Annotated in this window: 21 protein-coding genes and 1 pseudogene; 7 read left to right on the top strand and 15 right to left on the bottom strand. The window is 58.7% G+C overall.

Annotated elements, in window-relative coordinates; genetic code table 11:
• Together GA0061101_RS39930 and istB are read left to right on the top strand one after the other, a co-directional pair.
• Positions 1 to 178: pseudogene (locus GA0061101_RS39930) on the top strand (IS21 family transposase); the annotation flags it as partial.
• Positions 179 to 183: 5 nt separating this feature from the next.
• Positions 184 to 918: an IS21-like element helper ATPase IstB gene (gene istB / locus GA0061101_RS32995; RefSeq protein WP_092576682.1), complete on the top strand. Its 735-nt coding sequence runs from the start codon at positions 184 to 186 to the stop codon at positions 916 to 918.
• 282 nt (positions 919 to 1,200) lie between these two features.
• Here istB and GA0061101_RS32985 read toward each other — a convergent pair whose 3' ends face one another.
• The 7 genes from GA0061101_RS32985 to GA0061101_RS32955 form a co-directional block, all read right to left on the bottom strand.
• Complete coding sequence (locus GA0061101_RS32985) at positions 1,201 to 3,834, bottom strand: MGH1-like glycoside hydrolase domain-containing protein (RefSeq protein WP_037198413.1); 2,634 nt, start codon at positions 3,832 to 3,834, stop codon at positions 1,201 to 1,203.
• Positions 3,835 to 3,841: 7 nt separating this feature from the next.
• Entirely contained in the window at positions 3,842 to 4,087 is a 246-nt protein-coding gene (locus GA0061101_RS32980; RefSeq protein ID WP_092576679.1) for a DUF2934 domain-containing protein, read from the bottom strand.
• Between the two features lie 179 nt (positions 4,088 to 4,266).
• The gene (locus GA0061101_RS32975; protein WP_037198411.1) at positions 4,267 to 4,479 is read right to left on the bottom strand and encodes a hypothetical protein; all 213 of its coding nucleotides are present in this window, start codon (positions 4,477 to 4,479) and stop codon (positions 4,267 to 4,269) included.
• A complete protein-coding gene (locus GA0061101_RS32970) occupies positions 4,476 to 5,174 on the bottom strand; it encodes a hypothetical protein (RefSeq protein WP_245297620.1) in 699 nt (232 codons plus the stop codon). Before GA0061101_RS32970 ends, GA0061101_RS32975 begins: the two co-directional genes overlap by 4 nt.
• A 71-nt stretch (positions 5,175 to 5,245) precedes the next feature.
• Positions 5,246 to 6,337, bottom strand: coding sequence for a Rieske 2Fe-2S domain-containing protein (locus GA0061101_RS32965; RefSeq protein WP_037198409.1), 1,092 nt, complete (start codon positions 6,335 to 6,337; stop codon positions 5,246 to 5,248).
• Positions 6,334 to 6,495: a hypothetical protein gene (locus GA0061101_RS39645; protein ID WP_167669622.1), complete on the bottom strand. Its 162-nt coding sequence runs from the start codon at positions 6,493 to 6,495 to the stop codon at positions 6,334 to 6,336. Before GA0061101_RS39645 ends, GA0061101_RS32965 begins: the two co-directional genes overlap by 4 nt.
• A 225-nt stretch (positions 6,496 to 6,720) precedes the next feature.
• A complete protein-coding gene (locus GA0061101_RS32955; RefSeq protein ID WP_037198406.1) occupies positions 6,721 to 7,440 on the bottom strand; it encodes an SDR family NAD(P)-dependent oxidoreductase in 720 nt (239 codons plus the stop codon).
• Positions 7,441 to 7,686: 246 nt separating this feature from the next.
• Here GA0061101_RS32955 and GA0061101_RS32950 point away from each other — a divergent pair, with 246 nt between their 5' ends.
• From GA0061101_RS32950 to GA0061101_RS32930, 5 genes are all read left to right on the top strand, one after another.
• The gene (locus tag GA0061101_RS32950) at positions 7,687 to 9,015 is read left to right on the top strand and encodes a tetratricopeptide repeat protein (protein WP_037198405.1); all 1,329 of its coding nucleotides are present in this window, start codon (positions 7,687 to 7,689) and stop codon (positions 9,013 to 9,015) included.
• 29 nt (positions 9,016 to 9,044) lie between these two features.
• Positions 9,045 to 9,527: a hypothetical protein gene (locus GA0061101_RS32945; protein ID WP_037198403.1), complete on the top strand. Its 483-nt coding sequence runs from the start codon at positions 9,045 to 9,047 to the stop codon at positions 9,525 to 9,527.
• An 89-nt stretch (positions 9,528 to 9,616) separates the two neighbouring features.
• Entirely contained in the window at positions 9,617 to 11,245 is a 1,629-nt protein-coding gene (locus GA0061101_RS32940) for a thiamine pyrophosphate-binding protein (protein ID WP_092576673.1), read from the top strand.
• On the top strand, positions 11,232 to 12,371 hold the full coding sequence (locus tag GA0061101_RS32935) for an OpgC family protein (protein ID WP_037198399.1): 1,140 nt from the start codon (positions 11,232 to 11,234) through the stop codon (positions 12,369 to 12,371). Before GA0061101_RS32940 ends, GA0061101_RS32935 begins: the two co-directional genes overlap by 14 nt.
• Positions 12,372 to 12,378: 7 nt before the next feature.
• On the top strand, positions 12,379 to 13,608 hold the full coding sequence (locus GA0061101_RS32930; RefSeq protein WP_037198397.1) for a CaiB/BaiF CoA transferase family protein: 1,230 nt from the start codon (positions 12,379 to 12,381) through the stop codon (positions 13,606 to 13,608).
• A 156-nt stretch (positions 13,609 to 13,764) separates the two neighbouring features.
• Here GA0061101_RS32930 and GA0061101_RS32925 read toward each other — a convergent pair whose 3' ends face one another.
• The 8 genes from GA0061101_RS32925 to GA0061101_RS32890 form a co-directional block, all read right to left on the bottom strand.
• A complete protein-coding gene (locus tag GA0061101_RS32925; RefSeq protein ID WP_037198395.1) occupies positions 13,765 to 14,283 on the bottom strand; it encodes a DoxX family protein in 519 nt (172 codons plus the stop codon).
• Positions 14,283 to 15,080, bottom strand: coding sequence for an HvfC/BufC N-terminal domain-containing protein (locus tag GA0061101_RS32920; RefSeq protein WP_037198394.1), 798 nt, complete (start codon positions 15,078 to 15,080; stop codon positions 14,283 to 14,285). The genes GA0061101_RS32925 and GA0061101_RS32920 overlap by 1 nt, the downstream gene beginning before the upstream one ends.
• A complete protein-coding gene (bufB, locus tag GA0061101_RS32915; protein WP_037198393.1) occupies positions 15,070 to 15,993 on the bottom strand; it encodes an MNIO family bufferin maturase in 924 nt (307 codons plus the stop codon). Before bufB ends, GA0061101_RS32920 begins: the two co-directional genes overlap by 11 nt.
• Positions 15,994 to 16,037: 44 nt before the next feature.
• Positions 16,038 to 16,343, bottom strand: coding sequence for a BufA1 family periplasmic bufferin-type metallophore (locus tag GA0061101_RS32910; RefSeq protein ID WP_037198392.1), 306 nt, complete (start codon positions 16,341 to 16,343; stop codon positions 16,038 to 16,040).
• 371 nt (positions 16,344 to 16,714) lie between these two features.
• Complete coding sequence (locus GA0061101_RS32905) at positions 16,715 to 17,326, bottom strand: DsbA family protein (protein WP_037198391.1); 612 nt, start codon at positions 17,324 to 17,326, stop codon at positions 16,715 to 16,717.
• A gap of 38 nt (positions 17,327 to 17,364) precedes the next feature.
• A complete protein-coding gene (dsbD, locus tag GA0061101_RS32900) occupies positions 17,365 to 19,191 on the bottom strand; it encodes a protein-disulfide reductase DsbD (RefSeq protein ID WP_037198390.1) in 1,827 nt (608 codons plus the stop codon).
• Entirely contained in the window at positions 19,182 to 19,403 is a 222-nt protein-coding gene (locus tag GA0061101_RS39065) for a hypothetical protein (RefSeq protein WP_141694148.1), read from the bottom strand. Before GA0061101_RS39065 ends, dsbD begins: the two co-directional genes overlap by 10 nt.
• Positions 19,404 to 19,556: 153 nt before the next feature.
• Positions 19,557 to 20,021 (bottom strand): YHS domain-containing (seleno)protein, encoded by a 465-nt coding sequence (locus tag GA0061101_RS32890; RefSeq protein WP_037198387.1) that lies wholly within the window; start codon positions 20,019 to 20,021, stop codon positions 19,557 to 19,559.
• Between the last annotated feature and the right edge of the window lie 50 nt (positions 20,022 to 20,071).

The following is a 20,071-nucleotide window of genomic DNA, read 5'->3' as shown; positions in this document are numbered from 1 at the left end:
CGATGCGGCCTGCCAGGAGGCGGTGGATCACGGCGTCTGCTCTGCCTCGGTGATCATCAATATCCTGGCTCGCAGTCGTGACCCTGCGCCTGCCATCACTCTTCAAACCCCCGATGCGCTTCGATTGACCCATGAGCCGGTCGCCGATTGCGCCCGTTACGACAGGCTCAGGAGGGCAAGCTGATGGAACGCACACAGGTTCTCGAACTGATGAGCACGTTGAAGCTCTACGGAATGGGCAGCGCTTACGACGAGGTCATGGGCAATGGCATCAAACGGCAACACGAACCGCCGCGCATCGTCGGTGACCTCCTGCAGTCGGAGATCGCCGAGAAGCAGGCCCGGTCCATTCGCTACCAGCTCAGTATCGCCAAGCTGCCACTGGCCAAGGACATCGATGACTTCGACTTCACCAATACGCCCGTCAATGAATCCCTGGTGCGAGAGCTGGCTACCGGCACATTCGTCGCCGATCAGCGCAACGTCGTTCTCGTCGGCGGCACGGGAACAGGCAAGAGCCACCTGGCCATTGCAATTGCCCGTGCTCTCATCCGCAACGGAACGCGTGGCCGCTTCTTCAATGTCGTTGATCTGGTCAATCGGCTGGAAATGGAAACGCGCAGCGGAAAGCAGGGACGAACAGCGGACTACCTCAATCGCCTCGACTTCATCATCCTCGATGAACTCGGCTACCTGCCGTTCGCACAAGCCGGTGGCCAGCTCCTGTTCCACCTGATCAGCAGGCTCTACGAGCGCACTTCAATCATCGTAACGACAAACCTGGCCTTCGGTGAATGGCCGACGGTGTTCGGCGACGCCAAGATGACGACGGCGCTCCTCGACCGGCTGACCCACCATTGCGAGATCGCTGAGACCGGAAACGAATCCTGGCGCTTCAAAAACCGCTCTCAAAGCTAAAGCCGAAGATACCCATCACCCGCACTTGGCCTACCCTCTGCAACCCCGGCCAGCGCCGGGCAGGCCAAGCGCTCGTCGTCTACAGGGGGGTGAAGATTGGACGCCGATAAGGGGTCAACATTCCGCGCCGATTGACACGCACAGAGCGAGTGGTTCGTTACAGCAGGCGGAAAATAATCATACCATGGTTCTCGCCCGCAGTTCGGTACGGGGGATAAGGTCAGAGCCTCGCAGCTACGGAGTTGGTCGGTTCATTTGACTTGTGAATCGGCCATTGCAGTGCTAGCGGCGCGTTGTTATGCCCCGATCGTGGAGAAGATTGGCAATAAGAGCCGTCCACCCCGTCTGGTGCGAAGCACCAAGTCCCTCGCCGGTGTCACCGTGAAAATACTCGTGGAACAACAAATTGTCATCGATCGTCGCGTCTGATCTCACGGACGACCGTCGCCCGCCCGCGTCGCTTGCGAAAAGCTTCTGCAACCGCCGGCTTAACTCATCCGCCACTTCTTCCAGATGGAGCATGTGACCTGATCCAACCGGGCATTCGACCTTAAAGTCGTCGCCGAAGTAAGCATGGAATTTCCGCAACGAATCGATAAGGAGAAAGTTGACCGGCATCCATATCGGCCCGCGCCAATTCGAATTGCCTCCGAACAGGCCGGTGACCGCCTCTGCCGGCGTATAGCTGGCGTCGAGCTGCATTCCAGCGAAACTTACGCTGCATGGTGCATCGAGATGTGCCTTGGACATCGACCTTATGCCAAATTCGGAAAGAAATTCGCCCGGGTCGAGCATCCTTCGTAGCAGGCCTCTCAGTCGGTCGCCATGCAACAGCGAAAGAAGGCTTCGTTCGCCAACCCCGGGGTCCGTCCACTTCGGGACCAAACTCGCCAGTTGTGGCCGATGCTTGAGAAACCATTGCAGACGTTTGGAAAATTCTGGAACTTTGTCGAGAGCGGCCTGATCGAGCACTTCGACCGCGAAAATCGGGATCAAACCGACCATCGATCTTGCAGGGACAGGGTGAATGCGTCCCTCTTTGGTGTGCAGAGTGTCATAGAAGAAGCCGTCGACGTCATCCCAGAGCCCCTGACCACTGCCCGCAACGTCTGCCATGGCGCCGGCGATCGACAGAAAATGCTCGAAGAATTTCGTTGCGATATCCTCGTAGACCGGATCGGTCATCGATAGTTCGATCGCTATGCGCATCAGGTTCAATGCATACATGGCCATCCAGGCCGTGCCGTCGGCCTGATCGATCGAAGCCCCATCAGGTAGAACCTCCGATCGGTTGAAGGGACTGATATTATCCAGGCCGAGAAAACCGCCCTGAAAAATATTGCGGCCGCCACTGTCCTTGCGATTCACCCACCAGGTGAAGTTCAGCATCAGCTTGTGGAATATTCTTTTTAGAAAATCGACGTCGGCCGTGCCGATCAGCGCACGGTCCATCTGGTAGACCTTCAGCGTCGCCCAGGCGTGAACGGGCGGATTGACGTCGCCGAACTCCCATTCATAGGCAGGTAGCTGCCCATTGGGGTGCATGAACCATTCGCGCGTAAAAAGAGCGAGTTGGCCCTTGGCAAAGGCGGGGTCGACAAGCGCCAGCGAGACGCAGTGAAAAGCGAGGTCCCATGCGGCATACCAGGGATATTCCCAGGTATCCGGCATGGAGATGACATCGGCATTGTTGAGATGTCGCCAATCGGCGTTGCGGCCCCTTCGCCGTGCTTGCGGAGGCCTGGGCTGGGCCGGATCGCCGTCCAGCCAGGTCGGAACATCAAAGCGGTAGACCTGTTTCGACCATAGCAGGCCAGCCAGCGCCTGCCGCTGCACCTTTCGAGTGTCCTCGTCGTCGATGCCATGCTGTAGGGCGCGGTAGAACTCGTCCGCCTCGGTAATACGCTCTCGGAAAATTGCGTCGAAATCGATGAACGGTTTCGTTGCAATGCCATCCGGCCGCCATCGAAGCCGGATCTCGCGGCTCCCGAGAGCGGGAACTTTGAGTGCGCAGCAGGCCGCGACCTTGCTGCCATGACCGTCTGTGCCGACGGCGTCGGCCTTCCGATCAACGACGTAGTCGTTGATGCCATCCTTGAAGGGTCCCGTTGCCCGCGAGTTGAACAGGAGCGGTACGTTGGTTTCGTTCTCGCAGAAAAGCAGTTCGGCTTCTTGATCAATGCTGAGCCGCCATGTCCTTTTGCCAATCCGGCGCGCCAAGACGTCTCCACTGGCGGTGTGTTCAAGAACGGGCCGCTCACTACCGTCACTCCATGACCAGGTGTTCCTCGCCCATAGCTGCGGCAGCACATGAATGCACTCCGCCTCGACGGCAGCGTTTTTAATGATGATGCGCATGAGAATGTCGTCCGGCGCTGCCTTGGCATATTCGATCGTTACATCGAAAAATCGGCCGTCGGCGAATATGCCGGTGTCGGCGAGCTCATATTCCCGCTCGAGACGCGAGCGCTCGCCATTGACGCGGACCAGTTCATCGTAGGGAAAGGCACATTGCGGATAGCGATAGGCCATCTTCTGATAGGAATGCGTTGGTGTCGCATCCAAATAATGATAGACCTCCTTGACGTCCTCACCGTGGTTGCCTTGCTCGTTGCTGAGGCCAAACAGCCGCTCCTTGAGGATCCGATCCCTACCGTTCCAGAGTGCAAGCGACAGACACCAGCGCATGCTGTCATCACAGAACCCGCCGATTCCGTCTTCGCCCCAGCGATAGGCGCGACTTCGTGCATCGTCGAATGAAAACGCGCGCCAGGCGTCGCCATCGGCACTGTAATCCTCGCGGACGGTGCCCCATTGCCGCTCCGCCAGATACGGACCCCATCGGCGCCAACCGGTCGCGCTCTCGGCAAGCAGACGCCGCCCCTCAGCAGTGTCGAAGATCGATTGCGGCTTCATGTGCTCGTTATACCGTTAGATTGGAAAAATCAGGGCGCCATCCGGCCCTGAATCCAGAATCATTATTTTGCTTTTCCTTCGACACTGTCACTGCATCCGGCATGTCCTCTCTCGCCTCGGCAACAGACCGCGCCAGATGCCAATGTTCTTCAGCCCGGCCATCCGGCTGCCCTTCTTCCAGCCAGAGCATATAGGCGCGATGACGGATATGATCTTCGTTTGCTTCGTTTGTGGGCTCGATCGTCGTTTCCATGAGCTTGTTCCTGTGCTGATCGTTAACGCTGCGCCACGAAATTCGGCGGCGCGCGGACAAAGTTGTGTGGTCCGCATGTCCTGTTCGTTGGAATCGACCTGGTTGTTACATCGCCCTGATTATGCCGACGCAATTCGGCGCTGATGCTAGCGCGATATGCCGTCGTGATCGGCCGCAGATTAGCGACCGAAGCGGGAGAGAAGGTTCTGCAATCCCGAAAGAAGGCCGATCACAAGGACGGCGAAAATGACGTATCGCAACTCCTCGAATATCGTACCGTTCAGATAATCGAGCCCAAAGTTCCAGACAAGGACGACGAGCCCGATCGCAAGTATAGTCAGGATAAGGCCGATGACATGACGGATCCGGGTCGCCGTTTCATTTTCACTCACGACTGGGCTCCATTGACCGGCCGGTCAACCTTGAAGATCAGCAGATCGTCACGCCGCTCGACGCTGCCTTCAAGCACCACCGGGACGCCGGTTTTATCGAGCAGAGGGGCCGGCATTGGACCACCGTCCTCTGATGAAAGCAGAAAGAAGATATGACCGTCGACCGGAGCAGTGGAGACGAACACCGGCGGAACGCCGCCGTTCAGACAGAGGTTGGCACAGGCCTTGTGCGCAAGCCCAGTGCCGGGTTTCATCGCGCCACCACCGCATTTCCCATCACAGATCTCACCAGTCAGGCGCCATCTACCAAGGTCTTGAGGGCCCGCGATTGTTGATGTGGCTGAGATCTGAAGATCGGCGGCCTTCAGATCGTCGTCGCCGCCGATCAGCAACATTTCGAGATCGCCGCGTTTGACAAAGACGCCGCCGACTTGCGCAGTTTTGCCGGCAAGCGGCAACGCTCTGTCGTCGACGCCGAATTTGCCGGAGCCCGCCAACATCACCGCCCGTGCCGGTTCCGAGCCTTCAGCCGGCACACGGAGGATCGGATAGGGCTTCAGTTCCATCATCCCGATGAGATGCTCGCCATGCAGTTCGTCGGCGTAGCTCCCCGCGCCCGGGCTGTCGGTGTTGAGCGACATGAGCACCGAGGCCGAGGCCATTCCTGCAATGAAAAACACGATGAAGCCGATCATAAGCGCCCTGACGTCGGCAGGGACTTTTTTGAAATAACCGACAAAGAAGCCACGTTCAGCGGGTTTGAGCATCAGGCTATTCCTTCTTTCTTCGGAGCGGCGGGGAGAAATTCGGCCGGGATCGGGAATGCTGCGAGTTTGGTGCCGAGCGGCAACGGTTTGGGATCGACAAGTACGATCGATCCCTGCAACTGAACGCGATACTTACGGATGCGTTCACGGAATGGCGGCGGTGAACAGCCATCCTCGGCTCGATATTGATAGCCGTGCCACGGACAGGTGATTAAGCCCGAAACCACTTTGCCCTCGCCGACGGGGCCGTTCTGGTGCGAGCAGACATTCGAGACCGCCGAGAGACCGCCTTTTGAGCGGAAGACGGCAATGCGTTCGCCGCCTGGCGCCGCGCCGATGATCGCCCTTCCTTCGGCGATCTCAGCAAGATCACCGACGATAATCCAGGGTGCGTCGGGAGCCTTCGGAGATGCAGCAGCGTCGGCCGCACTTTCCCGGCGCCCTGCAAGCAAATGCAAGGTGCAAAGCAGCGCCAAGCCGCCGATCGACAGCAGTCCGAGCGCAAGGTCGCGACGATCGATGAGTGCGCCAAGCGCCACGTGCAGGATGACCGCTGCATAGGCAAGGTATACGCTCATATGGATCGCCTTCCACAGCGGAGGCGTCAGGAAGGAAAGCCAGAAGTCGTGGCTTGTCGCCGCAAGAACTGCCAATATGACGAGCGCGACAATGCCGAAGAGCTCGAAGGGAAATCCGACGACGCTCGTGAAGCTCGTATTGCTGGTGAACAACGCGGTCAATGGCGGCGTCGGACTGTAGGAGAAGTACCAGCCAAACACGTAGTAGGCGTGGGTCGCGGCGACAATCGCCGTCATCACTCCGAAATGGCGGCGATTGTAGAGAAGCGGCATGAAGCGGGTATCGAGACGCGCGAGCGGCCCGATCGAAAGTATGATAGTGAGCATGAGCAGCGCCAGCGAGCCAAAGGCGCGCATGCGTTGCGTCGGAAGATCGGTGTCGCGTAGCGCAGGCGACAGGATCGGACCCAGCTTCAAGAAAATCAGGATGTAGATCACGATGCCGGCCAGCAGAACCGCGTCATAGATCATCTTGGTCCGGTTCCAGATCACCGGTTTGTAGGATACGCTCACGGTTGCCCTCCTCCCCCTGTCGGGGCATCGAGGCGCACGGCTGGTGCATCTGTCGCCAGCTTGGGGACGCTTGCGAAAATCACGGCGAGCGCAATCGGCACGGCGACGGCGACGCCGGTCCAGATCACCGTATGGGCGCGGCGATGGCGGCGTTGCATGTTATCGCTCCTCGTTCGAAAGTATAATCCACCGCCAGATCACAAGCGGCCAGAGGAGCACGAGGCCAGGAACAAGGAGCGGCCGAACCGCGTAAGCCTCATGGGCCCCGGGATCGATCCTATCAAAACCGAAAAGCAGAAACGCCGTGGCTACGACAAGGCCAATCCCGGCCCATATCATCACTCCGACGGCGATTGGATCGTACATATCGAACATGACATTCCTCAGATGCGCCCGGTCGCCGGTATGGCAGCGCCGGTGACGACGCCGCCAGCAGGCGAAACGAGGAAGCCGATCAGCTTTGCGATATCACCCGGCTGCACCCAGCTATCGGTTTTCGCATTGGGCATCGCGGCCCGGTTCTGCGGCGTATCGATCGTCCCTGGTAGAATGCAATTGGCCGAAATGCGGTTGTCGCGGTTCTCAGCGGCGATCGCTTCCGTCAGTCGAATAACAGCGCCCTTCGATGCGGCATAGGCGGCTTGATTAGCGCCTGCCTTTAGGCCAGGTGCTGCAGAGATATGAACAATGCGGCCGTAGCCGGCCTGCTGCATCGGCTGAAGCACCGCAGCGCTGATCGTGTAGGCTGTCTGGGCATTCATCCGAAACAGCCGATCCCACTGATCTATTCCTGCTTCACTCACGGGTCCGGTCTCGAAGCCGCCGACGGTATTGACGAGGGCATCGATCCGCCCGAACTTCTCAAGGGTTCTGTCAACCGCGCCTTTGCAGGCATCAGCATCTGTCAGATCTATGCCGCTTAAGTGGACCATGTCGCTCGGCTGGCCGACATTTGCAGACAATCGTTCCAGCGCTTCAAAACCACGCTCGACACAAACCAGGAGATATCGGTTTGCGACGAGTTCATGCACGACAGCTCGGCCAAGGTTTCCGGCAGCGCCGGTAACCATCACCACGGGTTCCGCTTTTCGTCTTGTTTCCATTGTCCTGCCACCTTCTCATTTATCAGCCGCCAAGTGCCTTTTCGCAGTAGGGCATCGTTTTGTTACAGATGTTTCAAAAAATTTCCGGTTCCATAGGTTTGATTGCTAGGCGTGTTGCATCTGCGAGAAAATAATTCTGCCGCGCTGTAACGAACGAACAGCTGCAGCCGTAATGGTCTTTGTCGGACGCTCTCGCCTGGGACCATAGAGGTTTCAGGCAACGGTCCCTCCTCAAGGAGTAAACGAATGAAACGCGATGCCTATGATCTGACAACGAGCACCGCCAGCAATGAGGCGCAGCGAGCATTTGAGAGTGCGGTCTACGGGATAGCATCTCATCGGCCGAGCACTGGCGCGGCCCTGCAGGCAACGCTTGCTGCGGATCCTGATCATGTTGCTGGGCATGTGTTGAAGGGCTTCGCAAACCTTATTCTCGCTCGGTCCGAGCTTGAGCCGGTCGCGACGACCGCACTTGCAGACGCACATGTTTCGTTGGCGAGAAAAGTCGGCGGGACGAGTGACGAACGCATCCTTGTGAGGGCGCTAGAAGCCGCTTCGGAGGGATCCTTCTCTCGCGCTGCCGATGTGCTCGACCACGGCTTCGAAGATCGGCCGGCGACGCTTCTTCCGTTCAAGCTCTCCCACGCTCTACGGTTCATGGCCGGGGATACGGCGGCGATGTTGCAAGCAAGCACGCGTGCCGTAATCGGCCTCGATTCGTCGGCTGCTGCTGCAGGCTTCGTGCTTGGCTGTCACGCTTTCGCGCTTGAGGAGCATGGGCGCTATTCTGAGGCGCTCGCGACTGGCCTGCGCGCGGTTGCGCTCCAACCAGACGATTCCTGGGGCCTGCACGCCGTTTCGCATGTCTTTGAGATGCGTGGCGACACCGAACAAGGTGTCGACTGGCTGGAGCGCGGCCGCAAGGCATGGTCGCGCTGCAACAATTTTTCGTTTCATATGGCCTGGCATCTCGGTCTGTTGCATCTCGAGCGCGGCGACCACGATCGGGTTCTGGAAATCTATGACGACGAGGTTCGTCCGCAGCAGACCGACGATTTCCGTGACATGGCCAACGCCGTTTCACTGCTATGGCGCATGGAGCAGTCTGGCGTCCATGTGGGTGACCGCTGGCACGACGTGTCTGAGATCGCCTATCGTCGCCGGACGGATACGACGCTCATTTTTGCGGCCCTCCACAATCTGGCTGCAATGGTTGCCGTTGGTGAGCGCGACGGCGTGGCCGAGCTCGTGGCACAGATCGACGCAAAAGCGCTGGGCATGGATGATCAGGCGCGTGTTGCTGCGGAAATCGGTGTGCCGATGGCTCGTGTACTTGCCGGTCTCGACGCCCCGGCCGATCGCCAGATGATCGACCGAATGGTCGCAAACCTCACAAAGATAGGCGGAAGCAACGCGCAGCGAGACTTTTTCGTGCTTGCGCTTGCGAAAGCCGTCGGTGCGGGCGGCGACAATGCTGCAGTTTCGCGCATCGGCCAGATCCGACAGCGCCTCAAGGCCGATGACCAGCTCTTTAAGTCCATTGAGCGCTCGGTCAGCGCACGATTGCCCGTTTGAGCAATCCCTATCAACGAAGGAAAATCCCAATGTCGATGATGGAAATGAATAAGACCAGCGTCTTTCCGGAAATCCAGCCGAGCCTTGGCCGCACAATCGTCTCTGCGGGCATTGCAGCTGATATTACCTGGGAGATTTGGGCGCGCTTGATCACGCCGCTATGGGTTGGAGGACCACTCGAACCGGCTGCCTTGATACAGTCGGTCTTCGGCTTCAATAATCTGCTGCTTGCGGAATGTATCCATGCCGTGGTGGGGATTATTTTCTATCCGATCGGTTATCTCTTCATCGCCCGGCCGCTGCAGAGGCTGATTGTGCCGAAGCTGCCGCTGCTCTTGACCGGTATCGGTTTCGGGACCGGCCTTTGGGTGTTCGCACTCTATGTGATGGCGCATCTTTTTGCAGGCTTGCCGGCATTCCTTGGCTTTATCACTTTGACCTGGGCATCGCTCATTGGTCATGTCCTGTTCGGCACCGTCGTAGCGTTCGTCGTCCGCCAGACCGAACACTAAGACGTGCCGTGGAGGCGGCCTGCCCGGTTCCACCATCCCCGGGCAGGCTGCCATCAGGGCTCGATAACTCTTGAAGCGAAGCAGGAACGATGACGATTTCCACCAACACGAACCGTGTCGCAGATATTGTCGCGAAGACCCTTCACGCCCATGGCATTCGCCATGCCTTCGGGGTACCGGGAGGCGAGGTCGTGACGCTGATCGATGGCCTGGAGAAAGCGGGTATTCCCTTCAGTCTTGCCCGCCATGAAACATCGGCAGCGATCATGGCGGCTGGCGCAAGCACCATCAGCGGGAAGCCTGAGCTGCTGGTGACGACTGTCGGCCCGGGTCTGGCGAATGCCGTCAATGGTATAGCCGATGCTCTCCAGGAGCGTGTTCCCCTGATTGTTATCTCGGGTATCGTCGACCGCAGCACGCGCGCGCGTTACACACATCAGGTCATCGACCATGCACAGCTTCTACGGCCCATCGTTAAGACGTCTTTCGAGATTGAGCCCGAAAGTGCTGCTTCGACCGTGGCGCGCGCGTTGGCGATCGCTACGACACAGCCGATGGGACCGGTTCATCTCGATCTTTCACCGACTGTTGCTGCTTTAGTGAGTCCTAACAACGCGATTATCAGGCCGCCAACTCAGTTTGGCACATCTGCTTCGATTACCGATCCTGCGATCAGAAATGTGTCCGAACGAATCCGCGTCGCTGAACGCCCGATAATCCTGGCGGGACTTGAGGCCACTCGCTGCAACGCTGGCCCGGCCCTCGAACATCTTGCCGAGACGATAGGTGCGCCGGTCATCACAACTTACAAGGCTAAGGGTCTCCTGCGTGAGGATCATCCACTATCTCTCGGCGGAGCCGGACTCTCGCCGCTTGCTGACAAGGTTCTGTTGGCGTTGCTTGAAAAATCCGATCTCGTGCTGATGATTGGCCATGACCCGATCGAGATGCGCCTTGGCTGGTTGGACTTCGTCGCGGATCGGTCGAAGCTGGTAGATATCAGCAACGCACCTCTCGATCACGCGATGCACCATGCGGGGACAAGGATCACCGCCGAGCCAAGGGCAATCGTCCAGGCGCTCAACGGTTCGGTAGCGGGGCGAAATGTCTGGGCAAAGGGCGAGCCCGGCGTCGCAAGGGAAGAGCTTGGTCAAATCTTCGCGACCAAGGCGGCGTGGGGCCCGCACGCGATCATCGATCGCCTGAACGATACGGCTGGCTCGGAGGGTCTGGTGACGGTCGACAGCGGCGCCCATCGCATTCTGCTGTCGCAAAAATGGGTGGCAACCAAGCCCTTTTCGCTGCTCCAGTCCGCGGGATTCTGCACCATGAACGCCGCCCTACCCTTGGCGATCGGCGCCAAAGTCGCCGATCCTTCCCGGCGGGTGTTCGCCGTGATGGGTGATGGCGGCCTTGAGATGGGGATCGGCGAGCTCGCCACGCTGCGCGATCTCAATCTGCCGGTGACCATCGTTCTGTTCCAGGATCGCAGTCTCGCCCTCATCGCTTTGAAGCAAGCATCGGCCGGGCTTGCGTCGACCGGCGTCACGCTTGGAGAAACTGACTTCGCCGCAGTCGCACGAGGGTTCGGCGGCTATGGCGTCAATGTGGAGAATTCCGATGAGTTCAGTCACGAGCTTGAGGCCGCCGGCAAGCGCGGAGGCTTCAGCCTCATTGCTTGCCGGTTCGACGCAAGCGCCTACGATGGCGCCTTCTGAGGTTGTCGCGACGGCGCTGGCTCCTCAGAAGATCAAGCGTCCGCGCGATCCGCGCCTCGACTTTTTTCGTGGCGTTGGCATGCTAATCATCCTTCTGGCACACATCCCCAGCGACGGCTGGGCGTTGTGGATCCCGGCGCGTTTTGGCTTTTCCGATGCGACGGAAATGTTCGTCTTCCAATCGGGAATGGCCTCCGCCATCGCCTTTGGCTCGACCTTCGATCGCAGCGGCGCACTTATGCTAATCGCGCGCATCGCCCAACGCATCTGGCAGATCTTCTGGGCCCATATTGTTGTCTTTATCGTCGTCGCCGCCATCATGGTCGTCGCCGGAACGCGTTATGACGGCGTCAGCTATGTCGACAGCCTCAATCTCGTGCCGTTCATCAAGGATCCGGGCAACCTTCTTGTCGGCCTACTGACACTCACCTACGTGCCGAACTATTTCGACATCCTGCCGATGTATATCGTCATTCTGGCGCTGATGCCGGTGATGATCCTTGCGTTGAAGATCCAGCGTTTCCTGCCCTTTGCATTGATGATCAGCCTTTGGCTTGCTACTCAATTTGGCCTGACACGGCTGCCGGCCGAACCCTGGTCGGATCGCCCATGGTTCTTCAACCCGTTCGGGTGGCAACTCCTGTTTTTCACCGGCTTCTTCCTGATGCGCGGCAGCTTGCCGGCACCGCGATTTGACCGCCGGCTGATGGCGCTTGCCGTCGGTGTCGTCGTGCTGACGATACCCTTTGCCTGGGTACGGTTTCAGGAGGTCCACCCCTTCTTCCAGATGGCGGCGACGAGACTTGCTCCATGGACCGACAAGACGAATTTCGGCCCGCTGCGCTTCGTTCACTTCATGGCGCTATGCTACATCGCTGTGAATCTGGTCGGCGAGAAAGGCTCGCGCCTGCGCGGCCCTGTCGTGCGGGTGTTGACGGTCGTGGGCCAGCAGTCGCTTGCCGTCTTCATCACCGGCATGGTGATCGCTCAACCGATCGGTATTGCGCTCGATCATGCCGGGCGCACCACCGACGCAGAAGCAATTGGAAATCTCTTTGGCTTCGGCGTGCTGATCGCGACCGCCTATCTCGTTCGATGGTTCAAGAGTTCGCCCTGGAAATCGTGAGGCTTCGATGTCTGAATACAATAAATCCGCCAGCCTTGAAGGCCTGCGCATCCTCGACCTCTCGCGGATCCTGGCAGGACCGACATGCACACAGCTGCTCGCCGATCTCGGAGCCGATGTCATCAAGGTCGAGCGTCCTGATGTCGGCGACGACACTCGAAGCTGGGGACCGCCCTTTGTGCCAACAGCCGAAGGCAAAGACAGCGATCTGAGCGCCTACTTCCTCTCGGCCAACCGCAACAAGCGATCGATCGCCATCGATCTTGCCAGCGAGGACGGCGTTGCCCTGGTGAAGCGGTTGGCCGCAATTTCCGATGTGGTCATCGAAAACTACAAGCCGGGCGATCTATCCAGACGAGGGCTCGGTTACGAGGATATCCGTAAGATCAAGCCCGATATCGTCTGGTGCGCGATTTCTGGTTTCGGTCAGACAGGCCCTTATGCCGACCGAACCGGCTATGACTTCCTGGTTCAGGCCATGGGTGGGATCATGAGCATCACCGGAGAAGATGATGCCAATGGCGGGCGACCAGTCAAGGTGGGCCTCGGCATTGCCGACGTGATGTGCGGCATGTACGCGACCGTCGGCATCCTTGCAGCCTTGCGGCACCGTGACCGTACCGGTGAAGGTCAATACATCGACCTTGCGCTCTACGATGCCCAAGTCGCCTGGCTTATCAACGCAGCGACGAACCACTTGGTTTCCGGAAAGGTGCCGGGGCGCATCGGCAACCGACACCCGAATATCGCCCCCTACCAGACCTTTGCCACCGGCGCTGGCGATATCGCCATCGCGGTCGGCAACGATCAGCAGTTTGCCCGGTTCTGCGCGGCAATCGGGGTGCCCCATCTGAGCGTAGACGCGCGCTTTCAGCGCAACCGCGACCGCGTCGTCAATATCGATGCCCTCGATCTACTGATAGGCGAGGCATTGCAGGCCGATACTGCCGAGAACTGGGAGCAGCGCCTGATTGCTGCCGAAATTCCTGCCGGCCGGGTTGCCACCGTCGATCAGGTCGTTTCCAATCCCCATACGCTCGCTCGCGAGATGGTGGTGGAGATGCAAACGCAGGATGGGAAGGCCTTGCGGCTTCTCGGGAATCCCCTCAAAATGTCAGCAACGCCGGTGCGTTTCGACCGGGCTCCGCCGCATCTCAATCAGGATCGAGACGATATTCTCAAGGAGCTTGTTGACCACGAAGAAATTCATATTAACGCGGCTCCTGGGATACCGTAGCCAGCCATTTGCGAGACGCAGCTGATCGATGCGGCTGCAACTATCACGGCGACGCCGAGGCTTCACATTTGAATGGGCGGCGCCAGGTTGCCCGCTGCGACGCCCGTTGCTCCGATGCGGTGCAGCCGCTTGCATTACTTGTTATAGAAGGGACGATCATGCAGCGCTGCTCTTCCAGATCCTTGCCAGCAGATAGTCGACCGACACCTTGCCGGGGCCCCATGCCATAAGTGACAGCGCCATCGCAGCCCAGGTGATATGGATCGGCCACCCGTCCGGCACTGTCAATTCGACGATCAGCGTCATGAACAGAAGGCCCGTCGCGGCGAACCGGGTGGCAAGGCCAAGAACCAGAAGGATCGGAAACGTGATCTCCGCGCAGCCGGAAAGAAAAGCCATGGTCACCGGCGCTGGATAGGGATAAGGCCCGCCCGGCAGATGCAGCATGAACTCATCAGTAAAGAGGGTGACAGCCGTGTCGTTCAGTTGCAGGAAACCGTCCCATTTCAGAATGCCGGATTTCCAGAAAGGTACGGCAAGGGCGACGCGCATAACGGCTTGGACGAGCGTCGGCTGCGCGACTGCGCGCACGAGGGTCTGCGCCATCTCCACGAGTGTCACGATCGGCTGAAGCCTGTCTTTGATCGAAGGTTGTTGTGTGGTGGTCGATGTCATCATGCGTCTCCAGGAGTGATGGCCGAAAACACGCCGGCCTCGATCATGCCAGCGACACTGGCTGCGATGTTGAAGGATGGGTAGGCGTCGACAGCCCTGGCTGCGGCGACACCCAAAGGCTCGCCGGAAATAAGAAAGATCAGGAATTCCGCGCCGCCCGGCGGCAGGTGCCGCACGACCACCTCCATATCGGGCCGCGTGATCAGCGCATCTTCCGGGTCGATTGCCTCGATAGGACCGACGGGATCATCACCGCGGTTGGCGGCAAAGATCGTCAATGCCGGATAGTGCGAGCGAACGATTCTACTAGCCGGATGCGGCGTGAAAACCAGACCGGCGAGATGCTCAGGCGGCACGGACGCGAGAGCATCGGCAGCAAGCGGTTGAACGTCCGACGCATGGTAAGCGTCCAGCCAGGCACGCTCGACCCTCGCGACGTCAGCAAGCCAGGGCAAAGACTGGGCGTATTCATACTCTTCGATGAAAGCCGGAAAGTCGCGGCCATATTCGAAGAGCAGCGGCGACGTCGGCGGAGTGTCGCGTAAATGGAAGCGCGCCATGGCGCGGAAGAATTCGGCGCCGGTAAGGCGTTGCACCGCCGGGAAAATTCCGGCAAGCGCATCGATCAGGCTAACGGTGACGTTGTTGCGATAGACATTGTAGCGTTTGATCGCCCCCTTGCCGTTCGGGCCGATGACGCCCACGGGCGTCTCGGCATCCGGATTGGTCAGGGCCGGCGCAAAATCCGCCGCATAAGTGAGCGGTCTTGTATGCTCGGATGTGGGATCAAGCTGCATGGCTATGATCCGGTAACGCGATGGAAGCATAGTGATCCAGGATCGCCTGGGCGGCGCTCGCCTCGGCACGCAATATCGGCCAATCGGGTATGCTGCTGTCCCATTCGATAAGAGTCGGTATAGGGCCACGGCGACTAATGACGATCTGGTAGAGCTTCCAGACGGCGTCGGCGACAGGCCCGTCATGGCTGTCGATCAGCAGCAGGTCGCCCTCGTCGTCAGATTGCTCGGCGTGGCCGGCAAGGTGGATCTCGCCGACTGAGGCAAGCGGAAAATCGGAAAGATAGTCCAGCGCCGAAAAACCGTGATTTGTCGCGGAGACGAAGACGTTGTTGACATCGAGCAGAAGCCTGCAGCCGGTACGCCTGGCAATCGACCGGATAAAATCGGTCTCGCTCATCGCCGACTCGCTGAATGTGATATAGGTGGAAGGATTTTCGAGAAGGATCGGCCGGCCGATGGTTGTCTGCACTTCATCGATATGATCACAGACCCTTACCAGGCTGTCCTGCGTGTAAGGCAGGGGGAGCAGGTCGTTGAAGTAGGTTGTCTGATGTGTCGACCAGGCAAGATGCTCGGACACCAGCGCCGGCTCATAACGCTCAACCAGCGAGCGGAAGCGTTCCAGATGCGCCTTATCGAGCGGCTGAGGGCCTCCGATCGACATGCAGACGCCATGCAGCGACACAGGGTTGTCGCGGCGGATCTGTTCGAGGATCCGGTGCGGCGGGCCGCCGGCACCCATATAGTTTTCGGCATGGACTTCGAAGAAACCGCGCTGCGGGCCTTCGGCCGTAATCGCAGGTAGATGTTCGTGCTTGAAGCTTGTTCCCGCAAGCCCCGCAATAGAATGAGCCGGAAAGCGGAGAGTGTTTGCCGCAGACGCGGTCGTTGAAATCAGATCTGTGGTCATGGCGTCTCTCCGCCTCCCGATTGTCGTTGCTATCGCGCGTGGAGTTAGATTGCCTTCAGCGAGCCATGATGGCCGTTCGGCAATTTGATCGATGTGCAGGTGCCGCCCTGGACGAACTTCCAGGAATTGCCTTGGAAATCGACTGTCGAGGTCCCCTGGCAGCTCGTGCCCGGGCCAGCAGCGCAATCATTCTGACCCTTCAGCGCGACGCCGAAGCACTTTTCCTTGTGAGCGGCAACGGCGGCTGCGCCTTCGGCTTTGGTCAATGGGGCAGCGCTGACCATCGAAGCAAGGGCAGTGGTGACGGCGCCGGCGAGGACGAAGGAATTGATAGCAGTTTTAACGGACATTGCGTTCTCCATATCGGATAGACGCTCTTGTTGAGCGCATTAGGGGTTCGCAAACGCGTGGATGTTCGTTACTCACCAGTCAGTCACGTTTTCGTGATTTATGCAGACTGGTAACATCCAATTCTCCAGAAGATCTCTTCATGCGCATCATATCGAATAATGCGGTGAAATGGGTCACCAACGAACGACTTGCTGTGCCGGCTCGAGCATCGCGGGTAAAGCCAGCTCAAACCGCAACACGTGACCTGAGATGCGGCAGGATCACCCAATGCAGGCTTTCTGATCATGGACAGCAAAGCGGCCGGCGAGGCCGGTCCACGCATTTTTCTTCCGGGCTTCCAACTCAGTCAAGTTGAGCAGAGTATCAATTCCTATGCCGACCGGGCATGCTTGATAAGGTCACGAAGTTGATCTTGGCTGAGAACCCCAGAGTATGCCGTTTTGCCGATGACGAAGGATGGCGTGCCGGCGAAATTAAAGGCCTGAGCCTGATTGTAGTTGCGCGTCAGGAGATCGGAGATTTTCTTGTCGTTCTGACGCACTGCTGCTGCGATTTTGCTAAGGTCGAGCCCTGTGGACGTCAGCAGTCTTTTGACGTCGTCTTCACTCAGCGAGGCTGGCGTTGCCATTAGCACCTCCAGGGCCCTTTCATAGCCGCCGATTTCGTTCGCGCCGAGCACGGCTTGCGCGGCAAACACGGAAGCGTCGCCAAACACCGGCCAATCTTTCATGACAAGGCGGACATTCCCATCTTCAGCAACGACCGATTTCACATCGGGGTGGCTCTTTTTACAATAGGGGCATTGATAGTCGAAAAACTCGACCACCGTGACATCGCCGTTGGGATTGCCAAGTGTGGGTGCATCGGGATCGCGGAAGACGTCTTCCAATGTGAGCTGCTGAGCTGAACCCGCTCGTGGTGCCAAAACAGCTAGAATTGCGCTGCTTGCCCCGACCGAAAGAAGGCGCCTGCGATTGATCATTGTCATGGTTCCTGTCCTCGAAAGTTAATCGCCGTCGTTCAACTGCCATCTCTGGCTTCTGAAACTGCTTGGAGCACATCGGATGCCCCGAACTCACCGACCAGTCGACCATTCGCTGCTTCTTGCCGGTCGCCTCGGAAGAAGATCATTGTCGGCGGCCCGACGACGTCGAGCTCACGCATTAGCGCGCGCTGAGCGGGGTCGATATGGGTCAGATCAACCTTGAGCGTCCTCAAGGGGCTCAACGCCTGGGCAATTTCCGGCCTGGAAAAGACATTCCGGTCGATCAAGCGGCAGCTCACACACCAATCAGCCGTGAAATAAACAAGGCTCGGCTGGCCCGTTGCACCGGCAGATTCGAGTTGGCTGGCAAATTCTGCCTTCGAGCCGATGGACAACATCATTTTTGCCGGATCACCCTGCGCGACCACTCGGCCACCGCCAATACCTCCAAGTGGCCGCAATGGATCGGTCGCACCTGAAGCAAGTCCGACGATGAGCAAAACAGCATAGACCGCCGAGAGCAAGCCAAGAGCCTGTAGGCCCATGCGTGCCGGCGTCGCGCGCGCCTTTGTCACATCGAAGGCACCGAGAAAGATGGCCACAGCCATCGCCCATACGGCCCAAAGTGGCATCGACATCCATTCCGCCAGCAGGGGCTCCACCATCCAGATGCCAGAGGCGAGAAAGACGAAACCGAAGACATACTTGACCGAATTCATCCATGCCCCGGCGCGCGGTAGCGCATGAGCGCCGATCGTGCCAAAGACGACCAGGGGAATGCCCTTGCCGAGACCGAGCGCAAACAACAAGGCTGCGCCAAGAGCCGTGTCGCCGGTGCGCGCGACGTAAAGAAGCGCGCCGGCAAGCGGGGCCGTAACACAGGGACCAATGATGAAGGCTGACGAAAAACCGAGCGCTGCTGCCGATCCGACAGACCCGCTCGCTGTTTCCCCATGACGCCCGAATTTGGTTGTCAAAGCTGAAGGTAGCTGCAGTTCGAAAAGGCCAAACATTGAAAGCGCGAGTGACACAAATATCAACGCCACCACTGCGACCGTGAACGGCGATTGCAGGGCTATCTGCAGATTTCCCCCCGTCCACGCCGCGACCCCACCAAAGATGGCAAAAGCCCCAGCGAGCGCCACGGCATAACTTATCGACAGCAGAAAACCGCGCCGAGCATCAAGTCGTTCTCCTTGACGCGACAACATCGCGGCTACAATCGGATAGAGCGGGAAAACGCATGGCGTGAAAGCCAGCAGAATGCCAAAACCGAGAAACGCCGCAAGCAAGAGCGGAACGCCGCCGCGGGCAAGGAAGTGATCGACGATGTTGCCGCCATTTGTCTGTTGTCTGCTTGCATCCGCAGCAGTCCCACTGACTGTCTGATCGTCGTGGCCAGCTGCTGGTTCGGACCATTCGGATTGCTTGCCGGTTGGCGGCGAAAAGATCGGCTGTTCCGAAACCGCGAGTGTTGCCGTGTCGATCGTGCGTCGCGCAGGCGGATAACACAGTCCGTGTTCCTGGCACCCCTGATAGCTCAACGTGAAGGACCCGCCAACAGGGTCGAGCTCAGCATCGGCTTTTTCGAAGTAGACTTCCAACTTGCCGAAATTCTCGTCAACTTTCTCCACTCCGGCTGCCATAGCAAGGGGGATTGCTGAACCGTCCGCGGCCTTTGCCGAGATATATTGCCGATAGAGATAATATCCCGGCGGCATTGCCCAGTGCAGATGAATCGCCCCGCCCGGCATTTTGTCCAACGTCAGCCGAAAGGCATCGTTCATCGCAAGCGGTACGCCCGCGCCGATCGCGTTGCCGGCGGCAAATAGGAAAAGAAATACTATTGCGATCAACCGCATGATTTCCCCGCGTAAGGTTTAAGGCCGCCCCGTCCAATTGCCATCTTGGCGCGCTTTGCGTCCGGCTGACCGAGATTGGCCGCCATCATCTGCAGCAAGTCGCTCGCATCAACGGTTTCGGTATCCAGCAAGTCGGCGAGTGCCGCGATTACCCCACGGCGGCTCCAGCCGGCCGTCGCTGTCCAGTCAACCAGATCGTTAAGCTCCGTCACGACCGATCTCTGACAATCGCGATCGCGGCTGGGGTGACCTTGAGGAAAATGGGGTTCAAAAATCATGGCTCGGATGGTTGCCTCCGGTCGATTGATCAGGACGCTGCCTGCCCGCATGTCGGCGAGCAGGCAGTTCACCATGATGACGGACCGTCACGGAGCAGGCTGTTCTTTCACCGTATCCCAGTTGGCGTTTGCCTTTTTGATATAGCCGCCAATATCCGTCCTCCACGTCTGCATGACATGGTCGTTGTAGTTGAGGTAAAGCTTGTCATCGACGACGGTAAAAGCCTGCGGCTCGGTCGGGGCCTTGTGCCCCTCTGCCGTCCCATATGCGCAATAACCGCCAAACTGCGGTGCATAATGCTCGGGATTGCCCGCGAAGGCGTCGCGATGCGCTGCAGAGGCAAAGTAGAACGTTGTACCCTTGTAGTTGGTGGTAAATTTGTCGGAGCCTTTGACCGGCTTGTGGTCAGTGAAGTAGGCGACGGCGTCGTAGCCGTTTATGGCGACGCCGTTGGTCGCATATATTTCATCGGCCAGCGCGACCGAAGCTGTCGATATTGCGAGTGCCGTCGCCGCTGCCAATGGCAGGAAATGCCGTAATGTTAGGGTCATGGTCTTTCCTCTGGTTGAGACTGACATACCCTGTTCGGGCAGTTGCGAAC

The sequence above is a fragment of the Martinezella lusitana genome (assembly GCF_900094565.1).
Taxonomy (GTDB): domain Bacteria; phylum Pseudomonadota; class Alphaproteobacteria; order Rhizobiales; family Rhizobiaceae; genus Rhizobium; species Rhizobium lusitanum.
Note: the sequence above shows the minus strand (reverse complement) of the source record. Positions and strands in the feature narration are given on the sequence as shown.